This is a genomic window from Variovorax sp. ISS6 (assembly GCF_056523145.1).
The window spans coordinates 869,920-895,384 of the sequence record NZ_JAWRZC010000002.1; the positions used below are offsets into that span (position 1 = coordinate 869,920).

At 67.9% G+C, this 25,465-nt stretch carries 19 protein-coding genes; 10 read left to right on the plus strand and 9 right to left on the minus strand.

Features of this window, described 5'->3' with window-relative positions; translation table 11 throughout:
* The first annotated feature begins 57 nt into the window (after positions 1-57).
* Complete coding sequence (locus AC1HIL_RS35655) at positions 58-783, plus strand: FadR/GntR family transcriptional regulator (protein ID WP_479668885.1); 726 nt, start codon at positions 58-60, stop codon at positions 781-783.
* Here the strand turns inward: AC1HIL_RS35655 and AC1HIL_RS35660 are convergent.
* Positions 774-1,616, minus strand: a complete 843-nt coding sequence (locus AC1HIL_RS35660) for an oxidoreductase (protein ID WP_479668884.1) — start codon at positions 1,614-1,616, stop codon at positions 774-776. The two genes, AC1HIL_RS35655 and AC1HIL_RS35660, sit on opposite strands and share 10 nt — an antisense overlap.
* Before the next feature lie 136 nt (positions 1,617-1,752).
* On the opposite strand from AC1HIL_RS35660, the gene AC1HIL_RS35665 reads away from it, so the two are divergent.
* The 5 genes from AC1HIL_RS35665 (at position 1,753) to AC1HIL_RS35685 (ending at position 6,816) form a co-directional block, all read left to right on the plus strand.
* Positions 1,753-2,718, plus strand: a complete 966-nt coding sequence (locus AC1HIL_RS35665) for an AraC family transcriptional regulator (RefSeq protein WP_479668883.1) — start codon at positions 1,753-1,755, stop codon at positions 2,716-2,718.
* A 5-nt stretch (positions 2,719-2,723) separates the two neighbouring features.
* Entirely contained in the window at positions 2,724-3,635 is a 912-nt protein-coding gene (gcvA, locus tag AC1HIL_RS35670) for a transcriptional regulator GcvA (protein WP_479668882.1), read from the plus strand.
* Between the two features lie 136 nt (positions 3,636-3,771).
* Positions 3,772-4,992 carry a CaiB/BaiF CoA transferase family protein gene (locus AC1HIL_RS35675; protein WP_479668881.1) on the plus strand — a complete coding sequence of 407 codons (1,221 nt, stop codon included), beginning with the start codon at positions 3,772-3,774 and terminating at the stop codon, positions 4,990-4,992.
* Positions 4,989-5,789 carry an enoyl-CoA hydratase-related protein gene (locus AC1HIL_RS35680; protein WP_479668880.1) on the plus strand — a complete coding sequence of 267 codons (801 nt, stop codon included), beginning with the start codon at positions 4,989-4,991 and terminating at the stop codon, positions 5,787-5,789. The genes AC1HIL_RS35675 and AC1HIL_RS35680 overlap by 4 nt, the downstream gene beginning before the upstream one ends.
* A gap of 34 nt (positions 5,790-5,823) precedes the next feature.
* Positions 5,824-6,816: a Bug family tripartite tricarboxylate transporter substrate binding protein gene (locus AC1HIL_RS35685; RefSeq protein ID WP_479668879.1), complete on the plus strand. Its 993-nt coding sequence runs from the start codon at positions 5,824-5,826 to the stop codon at positions 6,814-6,816.
* Positions 6,817-6,829: 13 nt separating this feature from the next.
* Here the strand turns inward: AC1HIL_RS35685 and AC1HIL_RS35690 are convergent, their stop codons facing one another.
* Entirely contained in the window at positions 6,830-7,156 is a 327-nt protein-coding gene (locus AC1HIL_RS35690) for a hypothetical protein (RefSeq protein ID WP_479668878.1), read from the minus strand.
* 176 nt (positions 7,157-7,332) lie between these two features.
* Between AC1HIL_RS35690 and AC1HIL_RS35695 the strand changes: the two genes are divergently transcribed.
* Complete coding sequence (locus AC1HIL_RS35695; protein WP_479668877.1) at positions 7,333-8,421, plus strand: YihY/virulence factor BrkB family protein; 1,089 nt, start codon at positions 7,333-7,335, stop codon at positions 8,419-8,421.
* Here AC1HIL_RS35695 and AC1HIL_RS35700 read toward each other — a convergent pair.
* The 3 genes from AC1HIL_RS35700 to map all read right to left on the minus strand — a co-directional run bounded on the left by AC1HIL_RS35700 (position 8,393) and on the right by map (position 11,365).
* Positions 8,393-10,147: a RecQ family ATP-dependent DNA helicase gene (locus tag AC1HIL_RS35700; protein ID WP_479668876.1), complete on the minus strand. Its 1,755-nt coding sequence runs from the start codon at positions 10,145-10,147 to the stop codon at positions 8,393-8,395. The genes AC1HIL_RS35695 and AC1HIL_RS35700 overlap by 29 nt on opposite strands.
* Positions 10,147-10,446, minus strand: coding sequence for a hypothetical protein (locus tag AC1HIL_RS35705; RefSeq protein WP_479668875.1), 300 nt, complete (start codon positions 10,444-10,446; stop codon positions 10,147-10,149). Before AC1HIL_RS35705 ends, AC1HIL_RS35700 begins: the two co-directional genes overlap by 1 nt.
* Before the next feature lie 127 nt (positions 10,447-10,573).
* Positions 10,574-11,365: a type I methionyl aminopeptidase gene (gene map, locus AC1HIL_RS35710; RefSeq protein WP_479668874.1), complete on the minus strand. Its 792-nt coding sequence runs from the start codon at positions 11,363-11,365 to the stop codon at positions 10,574-10,576.
* A 136-nt stretch (positions 11,366-11,501) separates the two neighbouring features.
* Here map and AC1HIL_RS35715 point away from each other — a divergent pair, with 136 nt between their 5' ends.
* A complete protein-coding gene (locus AC1HIL_RS35715) occupies positions 11,502-12,731 on the plus strand; it encodes a DUF1444 domain-containing protein (RefSeq protein ID WP_479668873.1) in 1,230 nt (409 codons plus the stop codon).
* 24 nt (positions 12,732-12,755) lie between these two features.
* Here AC1HIL_RS35715 and AC1HIL_RS35720 read toward each other — a convergent pair whose 3' ends face one another.
* Positions 12,756-15,632, minus strand: coding sequence for an ATP-binding protein (locus AC1HIL_RS35720; RefSeq protein WP_479668872.1), 2,877 nt, complete (start codon positions 15,630-15,632; stop codon positions 12,756-12,758).
* A 218-nt stretch (positions 15,633-15,850) separates the two neighbouring features.
* Here AC1HIL_RS35720 and AC1HIL_RS35725 point away from each other — a divergent pair, with 218 nt between their 5' ends.
* Positions 15,851-17,143 carry an epoxide hydrolase family protein gene (locus AC1HIL_RS35725; RefSeq protein WP_479668871.1) on the plus strand — a complete coding sequence of 431 codons (1,293 nt, stop codon included), beginning with the start codon at positions 15,851-15,853 and terminating at the stop codon, positions 17,141-17,143.
* A gap of 22 nt (positions 17,144-17,165) precedes the next feature.
* Here the strand turns inward: AC1HIL_RS35725 and AC1HIL_RS35730 are convergent, their stop codons facing one another.
* Complete coding sequence (locus AC1HIL_RS35730; RefSeq protein ID WP_479668870.1) at positions 17,166-17,666, minus strand: Lrp/AsnC family transcriptional regulator; 501 nt, start codon at positions 17,664-17,666, stop codon at positions 17,166-17,168.
* A gap of 187 nt (positions 17,667-17,853) precedes the next feature.
* Between AC1HIL_RS35730 and AC1HIL_RS35735 the strand changes: the two genes are divergently transcribed.
* Positions 17,854-19,227 (plus strand): pyridoxal phosphate-dependent decarboxylase family protein, encoded by a 1,374-nt coding sequence (locus tag AC1HIL_RS35735; protein ID WP_479668868.1) that lies wholly within the window; start codon positions 17,854-17,856, stop codon positions 19,225-19,227.
* Between the two features lie 1,269 nt (positions 19,228-20,496).
* Here the strand turns inward: AC1HIL_RS35735 and AC1HIL_RS35740 are convergent.
* Positions 20,497-21,966: a phospholipase D-like domain-containing protein gene (locus tag AC1HIL_RS35740; protein ID WP_479668867.1), complete on the minus strand. Its 1,470-nt coding sequence runs from the start codon at positions 21,964-21,966 to the stop codon at positions 20,497-20,499.
* Positions 21,963-25,427: an AAA domain-containing protein gene (locus AC1HIL_RS35745; RefSeq protein ID WP_479668866.1), complete on the minus strand. Its 3,465-nt coding sequence runs from the start codon at positions 25,425-25,427 to the stop codon at positions 21,963-21,965. Before AC1HIL_RS35745 ends, AC1HIL_RS35740 begins: the two co-directional genes overlap by 4 nt.
* Between the last annotated feature and the right edge of the window lie 38 nt (positions 25,428-25,465).

Consider the following 25,465-nt stretch of genomic DNA (forward strand, 5'->3'; position numbering starts at 1 on the left):
CGATTGAACGGGGCGCCCGCCTGGGTCGCAAGCTCTCACCCTATATGATAGGTAGCGATGACCGCCCACCCTTTCGTCCTGGACAAGCTCGAGCGCGTGCCGCTCTCGGAGCAGGCCGTGCAGAGCCTGCTGGGCTACATCGAGCGCTCGCGGCTGGCGCCCGGCGCCGCGCTGCCCGGCGAAGGCCGGCTGGCCGAGATCCTTGGCGTGAGCCGGCCCGTGGTGCGCGAGGCGCTGCGCACGCTCAAGGGCATGGGGGTGGTCGACATCGCCAACGGCAAGAGCCCGATCATCCGGCGCGACCTCGACGCCACCGCGATGTCGATCTACTTCGCGCGCGCGCTGCAGGTGCTCGACAACTCCACCGAGGACCTGATGGCCGTGCGCGCTGCGCTCGAAAGCCAGTCCGCGGCGCTCGCGGCCGCGCGCCGGCAGCCGGCCCAGATCGAGCGCATGACGGCGCTGGTGACGCGCATGCAGGGCTGCCTGCGCGACCCGGCCACCTATGCGGCACTCGACACCGAGTTGCATGTCGAGATCGCGCGCGCCAGCGGCAACCCCTTGCTGTGGCAGATGATCGGCTCGATCCGCGCCTCGCTGGAATCGCTGTCGCGCCAGGGCATGGAACGGCGCAAGACGCGCAAGAGCCTGCAGCAGGTGCAGGACGGCCATGCCGAACTCGTGGCCCGCATCTGCGAGGGCGACGTGGCCGGCGCCGCGGCCTCCATGCAGGCCCACATGGCCGCGGCGCTGCATGCGCTGCTGCGCGAACCTCAGACGTGATCGGTCGAGCGCGTCACCGTTTCCCAGGCATCGATCTCATCGGACATCGCCGCGAGCTTGGCGCGCACGAGCGCGAGCGCATCGGTGCCCAGCAGCAGGTGCGCCGGCGGATTCGGCGCGTCGACCAGCGCGAGCAGCGCCTGCGCCGCCTTCGCGGGGTCGCCGGTCTGCGCGCCGCTCTTGGCCTGCCTGGCCTCGCGGATCGGATCGAACAGCGCGTCGTAGTCCACGATGCTGCGCTCCGACCGCACCATCGAGCGCCCGGCCCAGTCGGTGCGGAACGAGCCCGGCGCGACGGCGGTGACATGGATGCCGAAGCCCGCGACCTCCTTGCCGAGCACCTCGGAGATGCCCTCGAGCGCGAACTTGCTGCCGCAGTAGTAGGCGATGCCCGGCATGGTGATGAAGCCGCCCATCGAGGTGATGTTGACGATGTGGCCGCGGCGGCGCGCGCGCATCGAGGGCAGCACGGCCTTGATCATCGCGACCGCGCCGAAGACGTTCACGTCGAACTGGCGTTGCATCTCGGCCAGGCTGGACTCCTCGAGCGTGCCTTCGTGCCCGTAGCCCGCGTTGTTGACCAGCACGTCGATGGGCCCGTGCTCGGCGAACAGCCGGGGAACGGATCGCTCGATCGCGTCGAAATCGGTGACGTCGAGCACCACGGCATGCGATCGGCCGGGCGCGCCGCGCTCGAAGGCTTCCTTGTGGCTTTCGCTCCTGACGGTGCCGAGCACCGTGTGCCCTTGCGCGAGGGCGGCTGCCGCGAAGGCTTTTCCGAATCCCGAACTGACGCCCGTGATGAGGAAGGTTTTTACTGTGGTCTGGGTCATGGTCGGCTCTTTGAAGATCAGGCACCGATCGTAGAAATCGCAGCACGGTCGCGATATGCCGAGTCGCACACATGGCTTGCCTAAAACTACGAAGCCGTGGACCCGGCGGCCCGGCTGTGGCAGATTCGCGGCTCCCATGAATGACGCTCGTCCACGCAACACACCGCCCAAGGTCTCCGCTGTGCAGCGGCAGATGGTCGACCTGGTGCGGCCCCTGGCACCGATCGAGGGCTACAACCTGACCGTGCTGCCCGATGTCCGGATCCTGCGCTCCGACCGGCCGCTGGCGCGCGCGCCGGTGCTCTACGAACCCGGCATCGTCATCGTGCTGCAGGGCCGCAAGCGCGGCTTCCTCGGCGACGAGGTCTATCTCTACGACGCGCAGCACTACCTGGCCGTGTCGGTCCCCGTTCCCTTCTCGATGGACACCGACGCATCGGCGCAAGAGCCGCTGCTGGCGATCTACTTCCGCCTCGACTTCCAGGTCGCGGCCGAGCTGATGATGGAGCTCGACGAGCACGGCTTGGCCGAAGGCGCGGCGCCCAGGGGCCTGATGTCGACCCCGATGGACGAGCGCCTGGCCCGCGGCGTGCTGCGCTTCCTCGAGGCGATGAACTCGCCGCTCGAGGCCCCCATCCTCGGCCCCGACCTGGTGCGCGAGATCTACTTCCGCGTTCTCACCGGCGAGCAGGGCGGCGCCATCCGGGCCTCGCTCACGCGCCAGGGCCACTTCGGCAAGATCGCGAAGGCCATCCGCACCATCCATGCGCGCTTCGACCGGAAGCTCGACATCGACGGCCTCGCCGACGAGGCCGGCATGAGCCCCACCTCGTTCCACGCGCACTTCAAGGCCGTCACCTCGACCTCGCCGATCCAGTACCTGAAGACCACGCGCCTGCACCAGGCCCGGCTGATCATGGCACGGCACCAGGTCACGGCCGCGCACGCCAGCGCGCAGGTGGGCTACGAAAGCCCCTCGCAGTTCAGCCGCGAGTTCAAGCGCATGTTCGGCCGCGGTCCGGCCGAGGAGGCCGCGCGCATGCGCGAGGCCTTCGCGCGGCCCGATCCCTCGCCGCATGCGCTGTACGTGGCCGCGCACTGAAGACCATGACGCCGCTGCCGCCGCTCAACCCGCTGAAGATGTTCGAGGCCGCGGGGCGCCTCCTGAGCATCTCGAAGGCGGCCGAGGAACTGTTCGTGACACCGGCGGCCGTCAGCCGGCAGATCCGCGTGCTCGAGGAGTTCCTGAACTTCCAGCTGTTCCGGCGCGAGCATGGCGGCCTGTCTCTCACGCCCGCGGGCGCGAAATACCTGGCGGAGATCACGCCCCTCTTCATGGCCTTGCGGGAGACCACCAATGCCGCGATGGGTGGCGGCTACCGGCGGCGCGTGCTGCGGATCCGCTCGCCGGCCACCTTCGCGGTGCGCTGGCTGATCCCGCGGCTCGCGGGCTTCCATCAGCTGCATCCGGGCATCGACGTCCAGCTGACCGCATCGGCGGCGCCGCTGGACTTCAGCCGGGAGGACATCGACGCCGGTATCGAACTCGGCGACGGCCACTGGCCGCGGCTGATCGTGCAGAAGCTGGTGCCGAACGAACTCGTGCCGGTGATGGCGCCGCGCGCGGGCGCCGCCGTGCCGCGGGAGCCGCGCGAGCTGGCCGCCGAGACGCTGCTGCACTCGCTCGCGCGCATCGACGACTGGGCGTTGTGGCTGCGCGCGGCCGGCGCGCCCGGCGTCAACGCCTACCAGGGCATGAAGTACGAGACCTCGCTGCTGTCCTACCAGGCGGCGGTCGAGGGGCATGGCGTGGCCATGGCGCAGAAGGCGCTGGTCGAGAAGGACCTCGCCGAGGGACGCCTCGTGATGCCGTTCGGGCTCGCGCTCGATCGCGGCGACCACACCTACTACTTCGCCTCGCCCCGCGAGCGCGAGGAGTCGGTCGAGCTGGCCGCGTTCCGGCGCTGGCTGGCGGACGCGGTCGCCGCGTCGGGCACCACGATGCCCTCGGCGCTTTAACAAAAAGTCAAAGCCTCGGCAGCAAATGTCGTTTGCCCGCGGGGCAGCCGATTTCTATTCTCGAGCCTCGTTGAAACCACCCCCTGACGGTGGGCACCGGCCTACCGCCGGCTTCGAGAACAAGAGGCAAGAACAGATGTTGGGAACCAGTTTGGCCGGGCTGCGCGTGCTCGACTTCTCGCACGTCGTCGCGGGTCCGTTGTGCGGCATGCTGCTCGGCGATCTCGGCGCCGAGGTCGTCAAGATCGAGTCGCCGGAAGGCGAGATGGGGCGGCGCATCGGCCCGCCCTGGCTCCACGGCGAGAGCGTGATCTCGCTCAGCGTGAACCGCAACAAGCAGGGCCTCGCGGTCGACCTCAAGACACCGCGGGGCCGTGACCTCGTGCGGCGCCTGATGGCCTCCGCGGACGTGGTCATCGAGAGCTTCAGGCCCGGCGTGATGCAGCGCTTCGGCCTCGACTTCGACAGCGTGCGCGAGGCCAATCCCTCGCTGGTCTACTGCTCGATCTCGGCCTACGGGCAGCAGGGTCCTTCGAGCGGCAAGGCCGGCGTCGACGGGATCATCCAGGCGGTCGCGGGCCTGATGAGCACCCTCGGGCCGGCGGGGTCGCCGCCCTCGAAGGTCCCGAGCCCCATCGCCGACATGGCGACCGGCTACCTCGCAACCATCGCGATCCTCGGCGCGCTCGTTCCGGTGCGGCAGGGACGCGAGGGACAGCACATCGACGTCAGCCTCTACAACGCCACGCTGATGCTCCAGCAGGTGGGCCTTGCGTCGTTCCTGGCCAGCGGCATCGAGCCCGGCAAGAGCGGCAGCGCCGCGCCCTATGCAGCGCCGAACGAAGCCTTTCCGACCGCCGATGGCTGGATCATGGTGGCGGCCTACCAGCCCGGGCGCTGGAGCGCGCTTTGTCATGCCATCGGCCGGCCCGCGCTCGAAAAGGATCCGCTGTTCGCGGACAACGTGTCACGCGTCAGGCATCGCGATGCGCTGTTCCAGCAACTGGCCGCGGCGTTCCAGCAGCGCCCGACCGAGGCCTGGCTCTCGACGCTCGAAGCGGTCGACATCCTCTGCGCGCCGATCGCCGGCTATGCGGAAGTCACGTCCTCGCTGCAGTACCGCAGCAGCGGCGTCGAAACCGTGATCGAGCATCCGGTCGCCGGAGCGGTGCGCATGCCCGGATTCGCGATCGGAAACGCAGGCGGCGATGGCGCGCACGCCACACCGCCACCGCTCGTGGGACAGCACTCGGCGGCGGTGCTCGCGGCCTACGGCATCCCCCCGCAAGAGATCGACGCGCTGCTTCGCTGCGGCGTCATCGCCACCACTCCCCTCTCCCAAATCCTTACCGCATGACCTCCTCCCCTTCCGACCTCGTCGCCTCGCGCATCGACGGCCCCGTTCTCACCATCACCATGCAGTCCGCCGCCACCGGCAATGCGCTGAACCTCGCGATGACCTCGGCGCTTGCCGATGCGCTCGAGCGCGTCAACGCCCACGAGGAGGTCCGCTGCGTGGTCCTGCGCGCCAGCGGCAAGAACTTCTGCATCGGCGGCAACGTCAACGACATGCGCGACGGCACCGACCTGATGGCGGGCAGCACGACCCAGGTGCGCGAGCGGCTGCTCCAGCGCCTGCATCGCATCACGCATGCGGTCCACGGCATCGAGGTGCCGGTCATCGCCGCGGTCAACGGCCTCGCGATCGGCGCGGGCTTCGACCTGTCGCTCATGTGCGATGTGCGCCTGTGCAGCGAGGAGGCCCGCTTCTCCGAGAGCTTCCTGCGCCTCGGCCTCGTGTCGGGCATCGGCGGCGCCTGGTTCCTGACGCGCCTCGTCGGCCTGTCGAAGGCCATGGAGCTCACGCTGACGAGCGAGTTCATCGACGCGCAGGCCGCCCTGCGCCTGGGCGTCGTTTCCCAGGTGTTCGGCGCCGACCGGCTCCATGAGGAAGCGCTGAAGCTCGCCGAGCGGATCGCGATGAACCCGCCGCACGGCATGCGCATGGCCAAGCGGCTCGTGCGCGATGCCAGCCAGTCGACGCTGGCCGGCGCGCTCGAGCAGGCGGCCTCGATGCAGGCCATCCTGCTGTGCGGCGACGAGCATAAGAACGCGGTGCGCGGCTTCCTCGCGAACGGGCGGGGCACCCGATAGCCATCGAGAAAGAAGAAAGACCGGAGACAAGCAGATGAAGAACACCCCCAGCCAGCTTTTCCGCATCGTGCGTTCGGCCTGCGTCCTCGCGGCCGTTGCGATGGCGATGCCCGCCGCGTGGGCGCAAGCGGCCCCCTATCCGAGCAAGCCGATCGTCCTCGTCGTCCCCTTCGGCGCGGGCAGCGCCACCGACCAGCTCGCGCGGGCGGTCGGCGCCACCGTCGCGGAGCGCCTCAAGCAACCGGTCGTCGTCGAGAACAAGGGCGGCGCGAGCGGGCTCATCGCGAGCCAGGAAGTGGCGCGCGCCGCGGGCGACGGCTACACGGTGCTGATCACGACCAACACCACGCAGGTCGCGAACCCGCACCTGTTCAAGAAGCTCCCCTACGATCCGGTGAAGGACTTCAAGCCGGTGACCGGCCTGGGCCGCGGCGGCATGGTGCTGGTGGTGCGGCCGGATTCGCGTCTGAAGACCCTCGCCGACGTCATCGCCGCCGCGCGCGCGGCACCGGGCAAGCTCTCGTTCGGCGCCGGCAACTCGTCGAGCCGCATCGCCGGCGAGATGTTCAAGCAGATGAGCGGCACGGACCTGCTCTACGTGCCCTATCGCAGCAACCCCAACGCGATGACCGACCTCATCGGCGGACAGCTCGACATGATGATCGTCGACACCGTCACCGGCATTCCGCAGATCGAGGGCGGGCGCCTGCGCGCGATCGCCGTCTCGTCGGCCAGGCGGGTGCCGGCGCTCGCTGGCGTGCCCACCTTCGACGAGTCGGGCCTCAAGGGCTACGACCTCGGCTACTGGTTCGCCGCCTATGTACCGGCCGCCACGCCCGCGCCCGTGGTGGCGAAGCTGCGCGAGGCGCTGGCCGCGGCGGTCGGCGGGCCCCGGACGCAAAGCTTCCTGCAGGCTTCGGGCGCGTCCGCATGGACGACCGAGCCCGAGGAGCTCGCGAGGTTCCAGGCCAGCGAGTCGCGCCGGTGGAGCGAGGTCATCAAAGCCGCCGGCATCGAGCCGGAGTGACTCCCGCGCCCACTTACTGAGGGCTGGTCGTCCGGCCCTGTCCCGTGGCTTGCGTGTTGGGGTTCTCGCCCGTCCTGGCGCCCGTCGACGAACTCGTGCCGGGACGCGTCTTCTGGTTCGGCGCCTTGCCCTGCGGACTCAGGTTGCCACCCGACATCGAATTGCCCTGGCTGGTCGCCGAAGGCTGGGTGGCGGCCGAGGTCCCGCCATTCTTCGGTTGCGTCGCGACGCTGTCCGAGCTGTTCAGGCCCGGCCCGCCGCCGCCACCGGACTGGGCCAGGGCGGGCACGACGGCCAGCGCGAAACCGCTCGCGCAAAGGATTCGGGTGATTCGGTTCATGAAGAAGTCTTTCCTGAAGTGATGAAGAGAAGACTTCAATGAACCGCCATGCCGTATCGGCCCGGGTGGGGGATACGCGCCCTCCCCTGTCAGCCAACGCGCACCCCACGCGACCCACGCCATGAGCCGCCGGTTTCCTACGGCCGGCGAGCGAGGGTGCGGGCACGGTGTCGACCATGGCCTCTTCCTCGACCCGCACCGCCCGCTCGCCCGGTCTTCTTCGCCTGTGCAAGGACGCCGTGATGGCATGGATCGACGATTTCGCGCCGAGCATGGGCGCGGCGATCTCGTACTACACGATGTTCTCGCTGGCGCCACTGCTGGTGATCGTGATCGCGGTGGCCGGCGCGCTATTCGGCGCCGAAGCCGTGCAGGGTCAGATCGCGGCGCAGCTCTCGGGCCTCATCGGCGCAGAAGGCGCGCTGGCGGTGCAGGGGCTGATCCGCAGCGCCAGCGAGCCATCGCGTGGCCTGATTGCGGGCGCGATCAGCATCGTCGTATTGGTCGTCGGCGCCACCACGGTCTTCGCCGAGTTGCAGAGCGCGCTCGACCGCATCTGGCATGTGCCCGAGCGCGTGAAGCCGCAGGGCGTGTGGGGCATCCTGCGCGCGCGCGTGCTGTCGTTCGGACTGATCCTCGGCCTCGCGTTCCTGCTCATGGTCTCGCTCGTGGTGAGCGCCGCGCTGGCCGCCCTGGGAAGCTGGAGCGCCGCGCTGCTGCCGGGATGGGAGACGCTGCTGCAGGGCCTCAACGTCCTGGTCTCGCTCGCGATCCTCACCGTGCTGTTCGCGATGATCTTCAAGTTCATGCCGAGCGCGCCCATTGCCTGGCGCGACGTGTGGATCGGCGCCCTCGTGACGGCGGTTCTGTTCGAGATCGGCAAGGTGCTGATCGGCCTGTACCTCGGCAAGAGCGGCGTCAACGAATCCTTCGCGGCCGCGGGCTCGCTGGTGGTGCTGCTGGCCTGGGTCTACTACGCGGCGCAGATCTTCCTGCTGGGCGCGGAGTTCACCAAGGTCTATGCCAATGCCCATGGCTCGGTGGCCGCGGGCAAGGCGCAGGCGGCCACGGAGGAAGCCGCACGGCAGGCGGAGGCGGGCACGGACAGCCAGGTCGCGACCGGTCGCGCTCCGCCCGGGCCTGTCCGTCGCGCGCCGCGCCGGCTGGCATCGCCACTGGCCATGTTCGCCGGCGGCGCGCTGTTCATGGCGCTGGCGATGCGCCGCACGCGGCGGATCAGGCCGGCACGGGCACCGCGAAGCTAGCGGCGCCCGACATCGCGAGTGCGGCGGGCGACTTGCGCGCCGCTCTCCGGCGGCTCACGTAGTCGGGATGGAAGCAGCGCCGGCTGCCATCCTCGAAAGCCACCGTGACCATCCCGTCGGTCGAGGACACGACGACGCCGGCGCCGAAGCGCTTGACCTTCACGGGATCGCTCTCGGCGAAGGGCATGCGCTCGCGCGTCGCGGCTTTCGCGACCTTGGCGGTTTGCTCGCTCACCACGATGGGCTGCGCCATCGCGGCCTCGTGCGCCGCGATGCGCCGGCAGTTGTCGCAGGTGCCGCAGCGCTTCGCCGTGGCCGAGGGATCGAGGTCGTCGAGCAGCAGTTGCCAGCGGCACTGGCCCGACTGCGCATAGGCCAGCATGCGCTCGAGGGTCTCGCGGTCCTGCTCGCGCCGCGCCTTGTAGCCGTCGAGCATGGCGCCGAAGTCGGCGCGCTCGGCCATCGCCTGGCGCAGCGCGATGCGTCCGCGCCGGTCGATGGCCAGCAGCTTCTGCTGCCGCAGCAAGGCGATCGCCGCCTGCATGCGCGTGCGCGGACGCTCCAGCGCGTCGAGCAGGTTCGCGGCGGTCCAGCCCTCGGGCGTTGGTGGCTCCGCGAGCAGTTGCCGGTACACGGCATCGAGGTCCTCGAGCTGCGGATAGCGGCCCGCGAGAAAGAATTGCTGCACCGACCGGTCCTTGGCGTGAAACAGCAACACGCAGCGCGCGCGCTCGCCGTCGCGGCCCGCGCGACCGGCCTCCTGGTAGTAGGCATGCAGGCTCGAGGGCATCTGGCAATGCACGACGAAGCGGATGTCGGGCTTGTCGATGCCCATGCCGAAGGCGTTGGTGGCGACCATCACGCGCGCGCTGCCCGCCATGAACGCTTCCTGCGCCTCGGCGCGCTCGCGCGCACCGAGCTTGCCGTGGTAAAGCGCGACCGATTGATCGGCCGCCTTCAGGGCATCGAAGGCCTCCTGCGCGGCCTTCACCGTGGCGGCGTAGACGATGCCGCTGCCGGCCTCCTCGCGCACCAGTTCGACGATGCGGCGCTGGCGATCCTGTTCCTGCGTCATCTGCTCGACCGCGAACTGCAGGTTGGCGCGGTAGGCGCCGGTATCGATCAGGCCGGCGCGCGGAATGCCCAGGTTCTTCATGACGTCCGCCGCCACCTCCTCGCCCGCCGTGGCCGTGAGCGCGAGCACGGGCGGGCCGCCGAGCGCCCGGACGGCCGGGCCGATCTCGAGGAAGGCGGGCCGGAAGTCATGGCCCCATTGGGAAATGCAATGCGCTTCGTCGACCGCGACCAACGCCACGGGATGGGTCGACAAGCGCCGCACGAACGCGGGGTCCGAGAGCCGCTCGGGCGTGACCAGCACGATGCGCGCGCTGCCGTCGTCGATCGCTTGTTCGGCCCGTTCCAGCTCTTCGGCGCTCAGTGCGCTGTTGACCTGCACGGCGCCGATGCCCAGCGCCTGCAGCTTGTCGCATTGGTCCTTCATCAACGCGATGAGCGGCGACACCACCAGCGTGCGGCCTTCGAGCAGCAAGGCCGGCAGCTGGTAGCACAGAGACTTGCCGGCGCCGGTGGGCATCACGGCCAGCGTCGACCGGCCCGCCATCACGCGCTCGATAACCTCGGCCTGGCCCGCGCGCAGGCGAGCATGGCCGAACACGTGGCGCAGCGTGTGCTTCAGGCGCGCGGCCGCATCGGGAACGCCTGGCATCAGGCGGTCTCTTCTTCGTCGTCCTCGCCGTCCTCGTCGGCAAGTTCTTCCGCGCTCAGCGCTTCGGGATCGTCGACGGCCTCGGCGACTTCCGTCGCGGCGTCCGGAAACACACCCACGCGGTCGGGCAGGATGTCCGCGTTGGTAGCGGGCTCCTCGCCGCCGTCGGTGACGGCGCGGTCGACGCCCGCGGCATCGCTGCCGCTGTCGCTGGAATCGCTGGGGCCGAGGGCGTCGGCGTCGGTGCCCTTGGGGGCGGTCGGGGCGTGCTCGCCGCCGAGGATGCTGCTGGTTGCCATGTGCGTCGGTTCCTTGAAAGACAGATGCACACAGACTGGGAGCCATCTCGCTCGGCAAAAGTAGGAGATTCGCGCATCCGGGCCGCCATCGATGTCTACGGATGCGGACCGCTTCGACGAACGGCCTTCAGACCGGCGGGTAGCTTCCGGTCCCGTCGGGCCAGCGCGTGAGCACCTCGTGGCCCTCTGGCGTGACCGCCACCATGTGCTCCCACTGGGCCGAGAGCGAGCGGTCTTTCGTCACCACCGTCCAGCCGTCGGGCAGGTGGCGGATCTCGCGCCCGCCTGCGTTGAGCATCGGCTCGATGGTAAACACCATGCCCGGCACGAGCCGCAGGCCCTCGCCGCGGCGTCCGTAGTGCAGCACCTGCAGGTCCTCGTGGTAGACCTGCCCGATGCCATGGCCGCAGAACTCGCGCACCACACCGAAGCGCTCGCGCTGCGCCACCGACTGGATCGCATGGCCGACGTCGCCCAGCGTGGCGCCGGGCCGGACGGCGAGGATGCCGGCGCGCATCGCCTCGTAGGTCGTCTCCACCAGCCGGCGCGCGAGCACGCTCGGCGCGCCGACGAAGTACATGCGGCTGGTGTCGCCGAACCAGCCGTCCTTGATGACGGCCACATCGATGTTGACGATGTCGCCCTTCTTCAGGATCTTGTCGGGCGAGGGAATGCCGTGGCAGACCACCTGGTTCACCGAGGTGAGGATGGTCTTCGGATACCCCAGGTAGCCCACGTTGGCCGGAACGAGCCCCTGCACGTTCACGATGTAGTCGTGGCAGATGCGGTCGAGCGCTTCGGTGCTCACGCCCGGCACCACGTGCGGCTCGATCATGGCGAGCACCTCGGCCGCGAGGCGGCCGGCCTGGCGCGCCTTCTCGATCTCTTCGGGGGACTTGATGTGGATGCCGGAAGCCATGGATGCTCGAACCTCAATGCATGTCGAATATACGAAACATATATGAATCATACATTCTCCGTAGCATCCGACCTCGCCCGGAAAGAGGGGCCGGCGTGACACGGGCGCTGCCTATACTGGTTCGCAGGAGGGGAACATGCTGTCATTCATCCGCCGCCTTTTCGACCGGAAGCCCGGCACCGAACAGGTCGCCCGCTTGCTCCTGCAGGAGCTGCAACGCCTGCTGCCCGACGAGAAGCTGGTCCTCGATCCCGAGCAGTTCCTGATCCGCCGCGCGGACGGCGGCACGGTCTACCTGCACAACCTCTACACCGACTATTGCCAGGCCCGGGCGGCGGAGCGGCGCGAGCAGATCGCGCGCTTCGCGCTCGGCGTCGCGGGCATCGGCAGCGACCGGCCCGCCGACCTCGACGAGGCCAGGCCGCGGCTGCTGCCGATACTGCGGCGCCTAGCCGGCGTGGACCTCGCGCGCATCTCGCATGGCGACTTCTCGAAGAAGCTCGAGGACACGATGGTGTGGACCCCGTTCTCGCCCACGCTGGGCGCGGCCGTCGCGATCGACAGCGACCATGCGATCGCGCAGCTGAGCCCCGACGACCTCGAGCGCTGGGGCATCGGCTTCGAGCAGGCCTTCGAGATCGCGGTCGACAACCTGCGCCACAAGGCCGCGCCGGCCTTCGGCCAGCTCGCGCCCGGGCTCTACGTGTCGAACTACGGCGACTACTACGACGCGGGCCGCATCTTCCTGCACGAACTGGCCTGGCAGTTGCCGCTCGATGGCGACCCGGTGGCGATGGCGCCGAACCGCACCTGCCTGCTGCTCTGCGGTGCCGGCGATGCGGCGGCGCTCGAGACCATGATCGCCACCGCGCGCCGGGTGCTGCGCGAGCAATCGCGCCCGCTGAGCGCCGAGATGTTCAGGCTGCGCGACAGGACCTGGTCGCTGTGGACCCCGCCCGGGCAGGCCGGCGTGCAGCTCACGGCGCTGCTTCGCGAGGAAAAGGCGGTCGACTACAACGACCAGCAGGGGGTGCTGGAAAAGGCGCATGAAAGCTCGGGCGTCGACGTCTTCGTCGCCAAGCACAGCTTGCTGCGGCGCGAATCCGATGGCGCGCTGGTCAGCTATGCGGTGCTGCCCAAGGGCGTCGACACCTGGCTGCCCGAAGCCGACCTGGTCTTTCTCTGCGAGGTCGCGGGCGAAACCCCGACCATCGTCGCGTGGCCGCATTTCGCCGAGCATGCGGGCCACCTGCTCGAACGACTGCCGCTGGCCGTGCCGCGCTGGAAGGTGCTCGGCTATCCCGAGGGCGACTGCCTGCGGCGGCTGCGGGAACTGGCGACGACGGTGGAGGCCGTGCAGCTTTAGTGAGCGGGACGGCGGCGGTTGCCCTCAGCCCACCGCATCCTCCGCGCCGTCGAGCAGGCGCGCGGCCTCCTGCAGGTCGGTCGTCTCGAAGCCCTCGGCGAAGTTGGCGAACACCCCCGCGAGCAGATCGCGGCCCTCCTGCGCGCGCTCGCCATCGGCCCACAGCCGCGCCAGGTCCATCGCCACGCGCAGCTCCCAAGAGCGCGCGCCCTGCTGGCGGCTGACCGCCAGCGCTTCGTCGAGACATTGCCGCGCCTGCGCGAGGCGCGGCGCCGGCCCGCCCGACAGCGCGCGTGCCTTCACGCGCAGCAGCTCCGGCAGGTTGTAGAGGTCGCCCTTGGCATGGACCAGCGCGAGCGTGTCGTCCATCAAGGCCAGGGCTTCGTCGTGCCGGCCGGTCATGACCAGGCCTTCCGCGAGCGTGAGGTTGAAGGCCGAGGTCAGCAGTTCGTAACGCGACTCGCGCAGCTCGACCAGGCAGCCCTGCAGCGCGCGCACGCCCTGCTCCGCGTCGCCACGCCGCACGCAGAGCTCGCCCTTCACGCCGCGGCCCACCGCGAGGTAGGGCGTGAGCGAATGCGATTCGGCGAAGGCGATGAAGCTGTCGATGTCGCGCTCGGCGCGCTCGAGATCGCCAGCCCAGAGATAGACCGACACGGCCCAGATCAGCGCGATGCACAGCGTGACCGGATGGTTGAGCGCGCGTGCCTCGTCGACCGCGCGCTGTGCCAGCGCCATCGCCTGCGAGGGATGGCCCTGCAGCCACAGGGTGCGGGCCAGCGAGATGCAGGCGCGGTTGTGGAAGTCGAAGCCCGAGTAGATGCTGGTGCCCTGCTGCGACAGCGTCGACCCCGCGATCGCGGCCTCGAGAAAATGCCGCGCGCCGGCCTGGTCGCCCAGCAGGTGGTTCGACAGCCCCACGAGCGAATCCGCGATGGCCCGGGCGGTCGGGTCGTCGATCGAGGCCGCCACGCGCGCGCAGCGATTCGCATGGCTCAGCGACTCCACGAAATCGCCGATCCGCTCGTGGAAGATCTGCAGCCGCGCCAGCAGCTGGACCTGGCTGGCGCCGTCGCCGAGCGCCTCGGCCACCTGCAGGCTGCGCTCGAGCGCATGCCGCACCTCGTCGCTGTTGCCGCGCGTGAACATCTGCGAGAGACCCACGGCCGCCTGCAGATGCATCTCGACCGCGCCGCCGCGCGCGGCGGGCGTGAGTTCGGCCAGCGCGCGCATCGACCAGCCATGGCACTCGGCCAGCAGCGACATCGCCATGAAGGCCGGCACGGCCGCCACCGCCAGCGAGAGGCCCAGGTCCCGGTCGCCGCCGCGGTCGAAGCACCAGGCCAGCGCCGCGCGCACGTTGCCGAGGTCGGCCAGGTCGGAGGCGCGCGCGGTGTCGCCCGAGAACGCATCGTGCTCGGCGGCCATGCGCTCGAGCCGCGCGCGGAAGTGCAGCGCATGGCGGCGCGCGCTCGCCTCGGCGGTCCGCGCATCGGCCTTGGCGAGCGCGTAGGCGCGCGTGCTCTCGAGCAGGCGGTACTGCGCGGAGCCACCCGCGCGATGCACCGCGAGCAGCGATTTCTCGGCCAGGCTCGCGATCGCGTCGACCACCTGCGCCTGCGTCAACGCCTCGTCGGCCACCACCTGCCGCGCGGCCTCGAGCGAGAAGCGACCGACGAAGACCGCGAGCCGGCACAACACCTCGCGCTCGCGCGGGTCGAGCAGCTCGTAGCTCCAGTCCAGCGTGGCCTGCAAGGTCTGGTGGCGCGGTCGCGCCGTGCGCTGGCCAAGCCATGACAGCGCGAGCCGCTCGTCGAGCAGCGCGGCGGTCTGGCGCAGGCCATAGGTCGTCACGCGGCGCGCCGCGAGTTCGATCGCGAGCGCGAGGCCGTCGAGCTTCCTGCAGATGCCCGCGACGACCTGCGCATCGGCATCGTCGAGCGCCGGCATCGCGCCGCTCGCGCCGGCCCGGTCCATGAACAGGCGCGTGGCCGGATACAGCAGCACGTCGCGCGCCAACAGGCCGGGCTGGTCGGGCGGCGTGGCCAGCGGGTCGAGCGGATGGATGTGCTCTCCCGGCACGCGCAGCGCCTCGCGGCTGGTCGCAAGCAGGTGGATGCCGGGCGCGGCCTGGAAGATGCGCTCGGCCAGCGCCGCGGCCGCCGCGATCACGTGCTCGCAGTTGTCGAGGATCAGCAGCATGCGCCGGCCGCGCAGGTAGGCGATGAGGCTGGGCACCGGATCGGCCGAGCGCACCGACAGCCCGAGCATCGAGGCGATGGCGCTCGGCACCAGGCCGGGGTCGGCCAGCATCGAGAGGTCGACGAACACCACCGCGCCGTCGAAGCCACTCAACATGTCTTGCCCCACGCGGATCGCGACCGAGGTCTTGCCCACGCCGCCCGAGCCCACGATGGTGACGAAGCGGCTCCTGGCGAGCTGCGCGGGAATCGCCGCCAGCTCCTTGGCGCGGCCCAGCAGTTCGAGCGGCTGCGCCGGCAGGCCGGGCTCGATCGGCCCCACCGCGGCCGCGGCTTCGGCCCGGACTTCGGTCACGGCCTGGCCGCGCGTGACGCGCGCGACGAAGCAATAGCCGCGGCCCACCACGTTCGACAGATAGCGCGCGCCGTCCTGGCCGTCGTTCAAGGCCTGCCGCAGCATCGTGATCTGGTAGCGCAGGCTGCCGTCGGACACCACCATGCCGGGCCAGGCGCGTGCCATCAGCTCCTGCTTGCTCACGATCGCGTTGGCCTTCGCGACCAGCACCAGCAGCACGTCCATCGCGCGCCCGCCGAGCTCCACCGGTTCGCCGTCGCGCGCGAGCAGGCGTTCGCCCACGCGCAGCGTGAAGGGACCGAAGTGAAGGATGTCGTTGGCCGCGAAGGGCGGTGCGTCGCTCATGGCGGAAAGGGGATCTGGGGGCGTCGGGGCGCGCCGAGGATACCCGAGCGACATGCGCCGCGCGCAGGCGCCGTGTCACCCGTGCGCGGTGGATTTGTATGGCCGTGTGTCGCGCCGCCTTGCAGGTACTTGCGCATGCGAATCGGCCGATTCTTCACACATCCGGGATACATCGGCTGGCTTCAATCGAGTGGTTTTCACTTCACAGAGACCACACCATGACCGAACCGATTTCCTCCCTCACGCGCCGCCACCTGCTCGCCACCTCGATGGCCTTCAGCGCCGCGTCGGCCGCCACCGGCGCCTTCGCCATGCTGCGCCCGCCTTCGGCCACCGGCCCCGACGACACCTCGGTGCGGCCCTTCCGCGTCGCCGTCGATCGCGAGGCCCTGGTCGACCTGCGCCGGCGTCTCGCCGCCACGCGCTGGCCCAGCGCCGAGACCGTGGCCGACACCTCGCAGGGCGTGCGCCTCGCCACCCTGCGATCGCTGGTGCGCTACTGGGCCACCGACTACGACTGGCGCAAGGGCGAGGCGCGGCTCAATGCCGTGCCGCAGTTCGTGACCACCATCGACGGCCTCGACATCCAGTTCGCCCACATCCGCTCGCGCCACGCCGACGCGATGCCGCTGATCATGACCCACGGCTGGCCCGGCTCCATCTTCGAGCTGCTCAAGATCGTGGGCCCGCTGACCGACCCCACCGCGCACGGCGGCCGCGCCGAGGATGCGTTCCATCTCGTACTCCCCTCGCTGCCGGGCTTCGGCTTCTCGGGTCAGCCCGAGGCCACCGGCTGGGACTCCAACCACATCGCGCGCGCCTGGGGCGTGCTGATGGCGCGGCTGGGCTACAAGCAGTTCGTCTCGCAGGGCGGCGACTGCGGCTCCGTGATCTCGCACCGCATGGCGATTCAGAAGGTGCCGGGCCTGATCGGCATCCACGTCAACATGCCCGGCACCGTGCCCGCCGAGATCGCCGCCATCCTCGCCGCGGGCGGCCCCGCGCCCGCCGGCCTGCTGCCGAAGGAGCGCGCCGCCTTCGACAAGCTCGACGACTTCTACAAGAACAGCTCGGGCTACTCCGCCATGATGGTCACGCGCCCGCAGACCCTGGGCTACGCCCTCGCCGACTCGCCCGTGGGCCAGGCCGCCTGGATCTACGACAAGTTCGCGACCTGGACCTATTCGGGCGGCGTGCCCGAGCGCGTGCTCTCGCGCGACGAGATGCTCGACGACATCTCGCTGTACTGGCTCACCAACAGCGCGACCTCGGCGGCGCAGATCTATTGGGAGGACCACTCGAACAACTTCAATGCGGTCGACATCTCGCTGCCCGCGGCCGTGACCGTGTTTCCCGGCGAGATCTACCAGGCGCCGCGCAGTTGGGCGGACCGGGCCTATCACAAGCTCATCTACTGGAACGAGGTCGACAACGGCGGGCACTTCGCGGCCTGGGAGCAGCCGGAGCTGTTCAGCCGGGAGGTGCGGGCGGCGTTCAGGTCGTTGCGCTGAGCCGGGCGCGCGGGTCCTGTCGTCAATCCGCCGCGTGCGGACTGGGCCCGCGTTCGACCAGCGTGCGCAGCGCCATCTGCGTGCGCGTTCCTTCCACGCCCTCGACCTCGTGGATGCGCGCCAGCAGCACTTCGAGCGCCTGCGCATCGCGCGTGCGCACCTTCAACAGGAGGCCGCTGTCGCCGGTGACGATGTAGATCTCCTCGATATCGGGAAGCGATTCCAGCGCCGCGATCTGGCGGGCACGCTTCACGGTGCTGGTGATCACCTGCACGAAGCACAGCAGCGGCCGCCCCAGCTTCGCGCCATCGAGGCGCGCCACGGTCGCGAGGATCACCCCGTCGCGTTTGAGCCGCTTCACCCGCTCGTGCACCGCGGGCGCCGACAGATGAAGCAATTCACCCAGTGCGGCATAGCTGAGCGTGCTGTCGTTCGCAAGAAGCCCTAACAGTCTTCGGTCGACAGCATCCAGGCGGGCGGGTGCCTTGCTCTCCGGTTGAAGCTGGTTCGTATTTTTGGCCATGGTCCTGAAAGCGCTAGGGCGGCTGAATGATGTTCGGGAGAATAAGCCAAAGACAGAACATCATTCGGCAAACACTATGCCCACACCTTCGGACCTCACCCTTCCTCCCTCGACGTCGGATGGAGCGCCACCCAGCCGCCTGCTCGGAGAGGTGCCACCGGACGCATGGGCACGGGTCCTGTCTCGCATGAGCCCGATCGGCTCTTCATCCCGCGAGCAACGTCCGGTGGACGTGATCGATCACGCCAGCGCCGAGTCGCTTCGCGCGATCGGCGTGCCCGCACAGGCCCGGCCGCTGGAAGAGGTGATCGACCAGATGCTCGACGAGATCTACCCCTGGCGTGCGCGCATGGACCATCCCCGGTTCCTGGCCTTCATTCCGGGACCGTCTTCGCCGCTGTCGGCCCTGGGCGACTACCTGACCGCCGTTCACAACGTCCACGCCGGCAGTTGGCTGCAGAGCTCGGGGGCCAGCGTCATCGAAGCGGCGCTCATTCAATGGCTGGCGGCGCAGGTCGGGCTCCCGCCTTCGGCGGGCGGCCTGTTCGTGTCGGGGGGCTCCATGGCCAACCTGACGGCGCTTGCGATGGCACGCGATTTCAAGCTCGAGCCGGCGCAGCGCCTGCAAGGGGTGGCCTACGTCTCGGAGCAAACGCATTCATCCGTTGCCAAGAGTCTGAAGATCCTCGGGCTGCTGCCGCATCAGATTCGCCGCATGCCCACCGACGCCGCGTTCCGCATGGACATGGCGGCCCTGGCGGCCGCGGTCGCGCAGGACATCGCCGAGGGGCTCAGGCCTTTCGCCGTGGTGGCAAGCGCGGGCACGACGAACACCGGCAGCATCGATCCACTGCGAAGGATTCGCGCGCTGTGCGATGCACACGACATGTGGATGCACGTGGATGGCGCGTACGGTGCATCCGCCGCGCTGTCGCCATCGCATCGGGGTTTGCTCGACGGCATCGGCGAGGCCGACAGCCTGAGCTGGGATGCGCACAAGTGGCTGTTCCAGACCTACGGCTGCGGGATGGTCTTCGTGCGTCAGCGCAAGCACCTCTCGCAGGTCTTCCATACCCGCCCCGAATACCTGCTCGATGCGCAGGCCGACACCGACGCCGACCAGGTCAATTTCTGGGACCTCGGCGTGGAACTCACGAGACCGGCACGCGCGCTGAAGCTGTGGCTCACCTTGCAGGTGCTGGGGTCGGACGCCATGGGCGAGGCCATTGCGCATGGTTGCCGGTTGGCGACCTGGGCTCAGGACGAGCTCGAGAAGGATCCTCGCTGGGACATCGTGTCGCCCGCGCAGTTGGGCATCGTCACCTTCCGCATGACGCATGCGGCCATGAGCCCGGAGGCGCTCGATGCGCTGAACAGCGAGATTTCAGCGCGGGCACTTCAGGAGGGCTTTGCGACGGTCTTGACGACGCGCTTGCGCAATCGGACCGTGCTGCGGATTTGCGCGATTCATCCGGATGCCACTGAGAGCGACATGCGGGAGACGATCCGGAGGCTGTCGTCGTACGCCGACGCGGTGCTCGCTTCGGGCGTTCTGGCCTGAGAGGGCGCGCCGCGAAACCGGGGCCCGCAGACCGGCACTTACCCGCAAGTTTCGAGCGCTCCACGTCGCGCCAGCTCGCTCATCTGAAACAGCTCCCCGGCCTTGCGCGAGGTCCGACGCGAGCCAGAGCAGGTTGTCCAGTTGGCGAGGCCCGTCACCGCTGCACCAATCGATGTCCCTTCCGTGGGAAGCCCACAGAAGCGCTTCGAGCTGGGAGAGGGTGTTTTCGAGGAGATCCGCCGGGCCTTGGGCGTTTTCTCCGGGGGAAACCGGCGTGCGACGCCGGGCTGTAGCTATAGTCTTGGTAGCCATTTTTGTGCGCTCCTTTCGAGGGTATTGCACGAACTTGGTTAGACGGCTGGGGTGCTCACGACACCCTGGCCGTCGCCTTTTGATACCTCGCATTTGCGTCGCTGCTTTGGCAATGACGGCCTGCTGCGGGGCGGGCAGTCTTTGAACGTCTTGGTGTGGTTGGTGTGTTGTGCCTTTCTTCCTCCCTAGGTGGGGTGGTGAGTGAGAGGGGCATCCACTCTAGGGAAGAAGTGGGCGGGGTGCGGTGCCGTTTGGCATGAAGTTGCGGTAAGCGCCAACAAATGCAGTTTCCGTAATGCGCGGCGTGCAGGCCTCGACAAGGTGATGGCGTGCGGGTACCAATCGGCGTGGGCGGTGGCGGGATGCGGGCAGGAAAAGGCCCAGTTCATCCTGGACCGGGCGCGGTCCAGGTGCTCGCGGCACTCGCGCTCCATGTGCTCCATGTGCTCCATGTGCTCCATGTGCTCCAGCAGTTCGGCGCAGGCAGGATGTTGTCGATCGGCACGATGCGGCGATCGGCGAGACCATGCCGTCTTGCAGCAGGGTGCGGGAGATCGGACTGGTATCACGCTCGTTCGATTCGAACTCGCCTTCTAGTAGTCCATAGGTCAAGTGTCCGCGTCGCAGCGGTTGCCACCGCCAAAGCGAATGAGCGGTCTGGGCCAGTATGCGGTCGCTGGCGCTTCCGTAGCTCCGACACCGGAGTGTGCGACGGTTATCTCAATCATCGTCTTCCGAGCATCTTGAGAACATGGCGGTCAAATGACCGTGCTTGGCTGGAACGAACTTGCGCAGCGCACACACAGCGGCGATTCAACGATCTATTGGGCTTGCACAGCAAATGCAACCCGCGTTGCGATCCGTCGGGGCTACAGCCTGAGAGTCAACTGGAGCTTCGCGGCGATCGCAGACTTTCTTCGCTCAGATCTCGACCGCGGGCCGGCCTTTCCAGGTGGGCTAAGCGGGCGGCGTCGCAACGGTCGGTTTAGGGGCGCCGCTGTAGCCCTGCTCTATGAGGGCGAGTCCCTCGGCATAGTGCTTGTCGACGTAGTGAGGTTTTCGTACCAGCTGGCCATACTCATCACGCGGCTTGTCTTTCGGATCCCCACGAAAGGAGAGCCAGTTGAAGCTCGTGATGACTGAAAACGCGTCATCGCACACCAGCAACTTGCGGTGCGTATTGCCGATGTAGACAAACTTGAAGTGGCGATAGCGCCTGGCCAATGCATCGAGTGCGAGCTTTGCCGGTTTGGTGATCGCCGGCTTGTTGTTAACCGCGGGCACCGGCGACCCTGGCCTGCGCTGATCGCCGTCATCGATGCCGTAGCCTATATGCACCTTCACGCCTCGACGTAGTGCCGCTTCGAGGTCGCGCAAGAAGAAATCGTCCACGACATGGTGTCGTATCCATGGCGAAATGATCAAAAGCCTTTTGCGGGCCTGCTTCAGCGCTCCTCGAAGAATCTCGGGATGTTGATGGCACAGCAGCGATTCCAGGGTGGCGTCCGCTGCAGCGGACAGTCTGAGCCCGGCTTCGGGTGCAGCAACCGGCTTATCCTCGGTCGTATTGGCGGCCCCGATTGCAACCGTGTTCGCTGAGATATCAGCGATTGATGTCAGGAACGTGGAAGACGAGGGAACAAGCAGCGGGTCGACGGCCGCCAAAAGCCGCGCACCCACGCGATCCGGTCCTCCGGCATGGCGAAAGGCCTGCTCGTGCGCCATGGATGCTCCGTCCTCGCGCCAGAACGCAACGTCGACGACCGCCGGTTCCGCCATGCGGCGGAAGAACAACATCAGGCAATCGAGAAACCTGAGCTCGCGCCGCTCGATACTTTTGATCGCAACCAACTCCTGCCGGACGATGGAGGCCGGCTTGTGGCGATCGATGATTCCATGCAGCACATCCAGGCTGATGTCCGAGGGTTGCAGATTACGCGCCTGTGCCCCGGGCACCTCGAACCGCCCCAGCTCGGTCATGTCCCTCGAACGGTTCAGGTGCTCGGGCGGCACTGTGATGATCTTGCGCGTGAGTGCATCCCAGCAGATCGGAACCGTACGCTCGATCGGAACGACAGCGCAGGCCTCAGCCACCGCATTGCGGCCCGGGCCCGTGAGCTTGAGCGACGCCTGCGCATCCCCAGCGGCTTTGCTGTACTGGATGAACTCCTTCTTGTTGAGTTCGGCCAGCACCGGCACCATGGCGCGCTCGGACATGCCCAGGAAGCCGTAGATCTCGGCGGGCGTGCTCAAGCCCGCGCGGACCGCGCGCAGGACGGCTGTTTCGATCGGAGGCAATGGGCGCGTCTCTTTGACCAGCACGCGCACCTGCAGAACGTAGACCGGCAACCCGGCCTCCTTGAAGTGGGCGAGTTGTTGGCCCGCGCGACTGCGCGCGGCTTCGTTGAGCATCGTCTGCAGCGTCATGCCATCAACTCCTGGACATGGCAATCGGCAGGATTACGGCGCATGTGTTCAATGACACCCTTGAGTGGATTGGTCGCGCCCTGCACACTCTGGCAATAGTGCAGGTCGCCCACGATGCCTAGCAGCTCCTTGCCCCGTGACAACGCGACGTTGATGCGCTCCATCTCTTTTAGAAAGCCCAAATGCTCCACGCCGGAGCGAGTGACCGAGAACAGCACGACGTCGGCTTCACGCCCCTGGAAGGCGTCCACCACATTGACGTAGATGTCGCTGAAACTGCTCCACTCGTGTCGCCGCGTTTGTACGCTGCGCTCGAGACGCTGACGTTGCTCGCCATAGCCCGTTAGGAGCGCGACACTGATCCGCATGTCCTTGTGCGCGCCACGCTGGATCGCACGATCCAGCAGGAACAGCTGCTGCAATATGACTTCCACTTCCACGTCGTTGTAATGTGACGTCCCCCACTTCTGGGACTCACGGCGCGCCAGGCGGGAGGTCGAAAACCACGTCACAGGTCTGGGCCACACGCCGTGCAGGTGCACCGCAGGCTTGCGCGCCACACTATTGAGGCGTCCCTCGTAAAAGCAGTCGGACACCAGCTTGCCCAATGCGGGCAACATGCGGTGCTGCGTTGTGAGTGTCTTGCGAAGGTCCGCGGGCAGCTCGTCGGTCAGTCGCTGGAAGAGAGTCAGCTTCTGGTCATTCGGCGTAAGTCCGTAGGTCTCCAACAAACCCTTTTGCCCGAGCTCGCGGTCCTGGAATGGCGAAAGCTGATTGTTGTCACCCACCAGGATGATCCGATGTGACCGCGCCATCGGGACCATAACCTCGGTCGGCGTGGCGATTGAGGCCTCGTCGACAATGCACAGGTCGTAGATCAGCTCATTCTTGCCCGGCACGCTGGCCACGCCTAGGCAAGTTCCCGCCACCACTTGCGCGGAAGCGACCAGCGCGGCCTTGAACTCGATGCTCCGCCCGAATTCGGCCGACCAGTCTGCATGAATGCGCAGCAGTTCCTTCAACTGCGGAGCCGCTGAGGAGCCGCTGTCGAACACCTCAATCCAGTGCGGCAGATCCTCGGCCTCGCATTTGACGAGTTCGGCCAGTGTCTCTGCCGACAGATGTGCCGCGAGCTCCTTGCGTGCCTTCACCAGGTTTTGCTCTAGCTCTCGCTGTTCAGCGGCCAAGCCCGTCAGCTCGTCACGATGCTGACGAATCACTTCTTCGGACAGTGGCTTTAGGGTCGTGCTCTCAAGCAAGGCCAGTGCATCCTGACTGCGCACAATGACGTCTTCCAGCCGCAGCTTAAGGCTGAAGAAAACGTCCAGTGCCAAAGAGCGTTGGACCTCGCGCAGCGGGACACCCGCTTCGGCCGCGCGGCGCTCAAGGAACTGAATGCCCGATGCGAGCGCGTGCTCCCGCCATGCGGGCAACTGCTCGTCGAGCAGCAGGCGCCGTGTTGACTCAGCGATCCGTTCGTCTTCGCGCTGGCCGATGCGGATGGCTTCCACCGCGCCGCCGGAGCGCGCCACAATGCGCTCGAGCGAGTTGTCCAGCGCCACATGCGTCTGGGAGGTCAACAACACCCGCGCGTTAGGCTGCGCTCGAAGCGTCTGCAACACCAGTTCGGTAATGAAGGTAGTTTTCCCGGTGCCGGGCGGGCCCTGCACCACCAGCAAGTCCGGCGCCGACAAGGCCGCGCGAACGGCGTCCTGCTTGTCCTCGTCCATGTCTTGTTGAATGAAGTCCACGTCCGGAAGTGGCGGGACGGTCACCCTTGCTGGATTGGCGATCAGTTGGCCTAGCTCGGGATTGACCGAACGCCCATGTCGAACGGCCTCCACCGCGGCACGCTGGCGATCCAAGGCCATGTCCGTGCGGGTCGAGTCCGTCTCGACCGCGCCTTGCTCCGGCAGCGAAGCGATGCTGACCCGGTTACGCTCAGCCGGGCGAATCAGCAGCGTGCGGTCATGGGCGCGGACGACCATGCCTTGGAAATCGTCGCGCTTGCCCACGCTGATCACAACCGGCTGGTCTGTAAGTGCCACGGCATCCTCACCCTCTCGTAAAGTCAGGCGGAGGAACTCCTGATGCTCCTCGCGCTTGTCATAGCGCAGCGCGACACGCCTGTGTTTCTCCAGGTCTGATTTTGCGGACAGCAGGTCCAGCCACTTGTTAAACAGCTTGCGCTCCTGCTCCTCGATCAGTCGGTGCTTGCGCAACTCTTGTGCCGCTGCGAGCTGCTCGCGCATCGTGTCGAAGGCAAGGCCCGAGCTATGCGTGGATGCGCCAGCGAAGCCTAGTCGCACCCCCAGGTCAAACGCCTGCTTCGCCTTGCGCTCGAGTTCGGAGACCGAGTAGTCGCGTGCGCTAACAAGGACGATCTTTGCGCGCGTCTCGTCCATGCGCCCGATGTAGCCGTACCGTGACCCGTACAGCCGTATGCCCCACTCCGGGCGCTCAGCGTCGTCGCGCTCCTGCTCGCCGGTGGCCTGTGCCAGATCCTCCAAAATGAAGGCGTCCGCATCAGTCCCTGTCAGCGCCAAGTCATGCTCCAGGGTCATTCGCACAGCGCGCGTGATGGCCAACAGCACCACGGGGGTCGGTCGCCGCGGCGCGGGCGAGGCCTTAAGCAACATGGCCAGCAGCACAGATGCCATCGGAGGCCTGTCGGCGGGATCCTCTGGACAAAGACAGCTGCTAAGCACCGCGCGCACGTCCGCAGTGAGCGCGACCGTTTCCAGGGCCTGCTGCACGTCGGCGGTTGTTCTGAGCGGGGTCGCGGCCAGGAGGCTCAGACTCAGAACCGCGAAGCCGTAAACGTCTCGGCTATAGCTATGACTGCCGTCATCCGGCTCCGATGGCGAGAAAGGCTCAGACGCGAAATGGGCCAGCGTCACGCCGGGCGCGAGGAAATTGCGGATCTTGGAGATCCCGAAGTCACATAGCCGTACCTGGCCCTCAGGCGTCACGAGGATGTTGCTGGGCTTGACGTCGCGATGGGCAACGCCGCGGGAGTGGGCAAAGGCCAGCGCCTCCAGGACCGGTCGACCCACTGCCTCGTAGTAGTTGTCCCAGTCGGCGAATGCCGGCTGGTGAGGCTCGTGGGACAGGAAACGGACCTTGAGGTCCTGCGCGACCCAGTCCATAACCAGATAGTGCACGCCTTGGTCGTCGTCGCGTCCGAAGTCATGGATGCGGATGACGTGAGGGTGCTTGAGTTCCGAGAGCGCCTGAACTTCCCGCCGGAACGACTCTTCAATGACATCGTCGAGCTCGCCGGTGCTGCGAAAGACCTTCACGGCCACGCTCTCGCCGGTTTCCGTGTCCGTGGCCAAGTAGACGGCGGCAAGGCCGCCATTGCGGGGCACCCCTCGTGTGACATACCGGCCGTCGGCCAAGGTCAGCTTTGGCAGTTTCATCGGTGCCGCGCGCGGGGGCGCGGCGTCACGTCCGGTCATGTTCTGGCTTTCTTTCGCGTGAGATCGTGATGCCACAG

Bases quoted from the DNA above. Each gene is read 5' to 3' on its own strand.
- AC1HIL_RS35655 (WP_479668885.1), top strand. From the start codon at position 58: ATGACCGCCCACCCTTTCGTCCTGGACAAGCTCGAGCGCGTGCCGCTC.
- AC1HIL_RS35660 (WP_479668884.1), bottom strand. From the start codon at position 1,616: ATGACCCAGACCACAGTAAAAACCTTCCTCATCACGGGCGTCAGTTCG.
- AC1HIL_RS35665 (WP_479668883.1), top strand. From the start codon at position 1,753: ATGAATGACGCTCGTCCACGCAACACACCGCCCAAGGTCTCCGCTGTG.
- gcvA (WP_479668882.1), top strand. From the start codon at position 2,724: ATGACGCCGCTGCCGCCGCTCAACCCGCTGAAGATGTTCGAGGCCGCG.
- AC1HIL_RS35675 (WP_479668881.1), top strand. From the start codon at position 3,772: ATGTTGGGAACCAGTTTGGCCGGGCTGCGCGTGCTCGACTTCTCGCAC.
- AC1HIL_RS35680 (WP_479668880.1), top strand. From the start codon at position 4,989: ATGACCTCCTCCCCTTCCGACCTCGTCGCCTCGCGCATCGACGGCCCC.
- AC1HIL_RS35685 (WP_479668879.1), top strand. From the start codon at position 5,824: ATGAAGAACACCCCCAGCCAGCTTTTCCGCATCGTGCGTTCGGCCTGC.
- AC1HIL_RS35690 (WP_479668878.1), bottom strand. From the start codon at position 7,156: ATGAACCGAATCACCCGAATCCTTTGCGCGAGCGGTTTCGCGCTGGCC.
- AC1HIL_RS35695 (WP_479668877.1), top strand. From the start codon at position 7,333: ATGGCCTCTTCCTCGACCCGCACCGCCCGCTCGCCCGGTCTTCTTCGC.
- AC1HIL_RS35700 (WP_479668876.1), bottom strand. From the start codon at position 10,147: ATGCCAGGCGTTCCCGATGCGGCCGCGCGCCTGAAGCACACGCTGCGC.
- AC1HIL_RS35705 (WP_479668875.1), bottom strand. From the start codon at position 10,446: ATGGCAACCAGCAGCATCCTCGGCGGCGAGCACGCCCCGACCGCCCCC.
- map (WP_479668874.1), bottom strand. From the start codon at position 11,365: ATGGCTTCCGGCATCCACATCAAGTCCCCCGAAGAGATCGAGAAGGCG.
- AC1HIL_RS35715 (WP_479668873.1), top strand. From the start codon at position 11,502: ATGCTGTCATTCATCCGCCGCCTTTTCGACCGGAAGCCCGGCACCGAA.
- AC1HIL_RS35720 (WP_479668872.1), bottom strand. From the start codon at position 15,632: ATGAGCGACGCACCGCCCTTCGCGGCCAACGACATCCTTCACTTCGGT.
- AC1HIL_RS35725 (WP_479668871.1), top strand. From the start codon at position 15,851: ATGACCGAACCGATTTCCTCCCTCACGCGCCGCCACCTGCTCGCCACC.
- AC1HIL_RS35730 (WP_479668870.1), bottom strand. From the start codon at position 17,666: ATGGCCAAAAATACGAACCAGCTTCAACCGGAGAGCAAGGCACCCGCC.
- AC1HIL_RS35735 (WP_479668868.1), top strand. From the start codon at position 17,854: ATGAGCCCGATCGGCTCTTCATCCCGCGAGCAACGTCCGGTGGACGTG.
- AC1HIL_RS35740 (WP_479668867.1), bottom strand. From the start codon at position 21,966: ATGACGCTGCAGACGATGCTCAACGAAGCCGCGCGCAGTCGCGCGGGC.
- AC1HIL_RS35745 (WP_479668866.1), bottom strand. From the start codon at position 25,427: ATGACCGGACGTGACGCCGCGCCCCCGCGCGCGGCACCGATGAAACTG.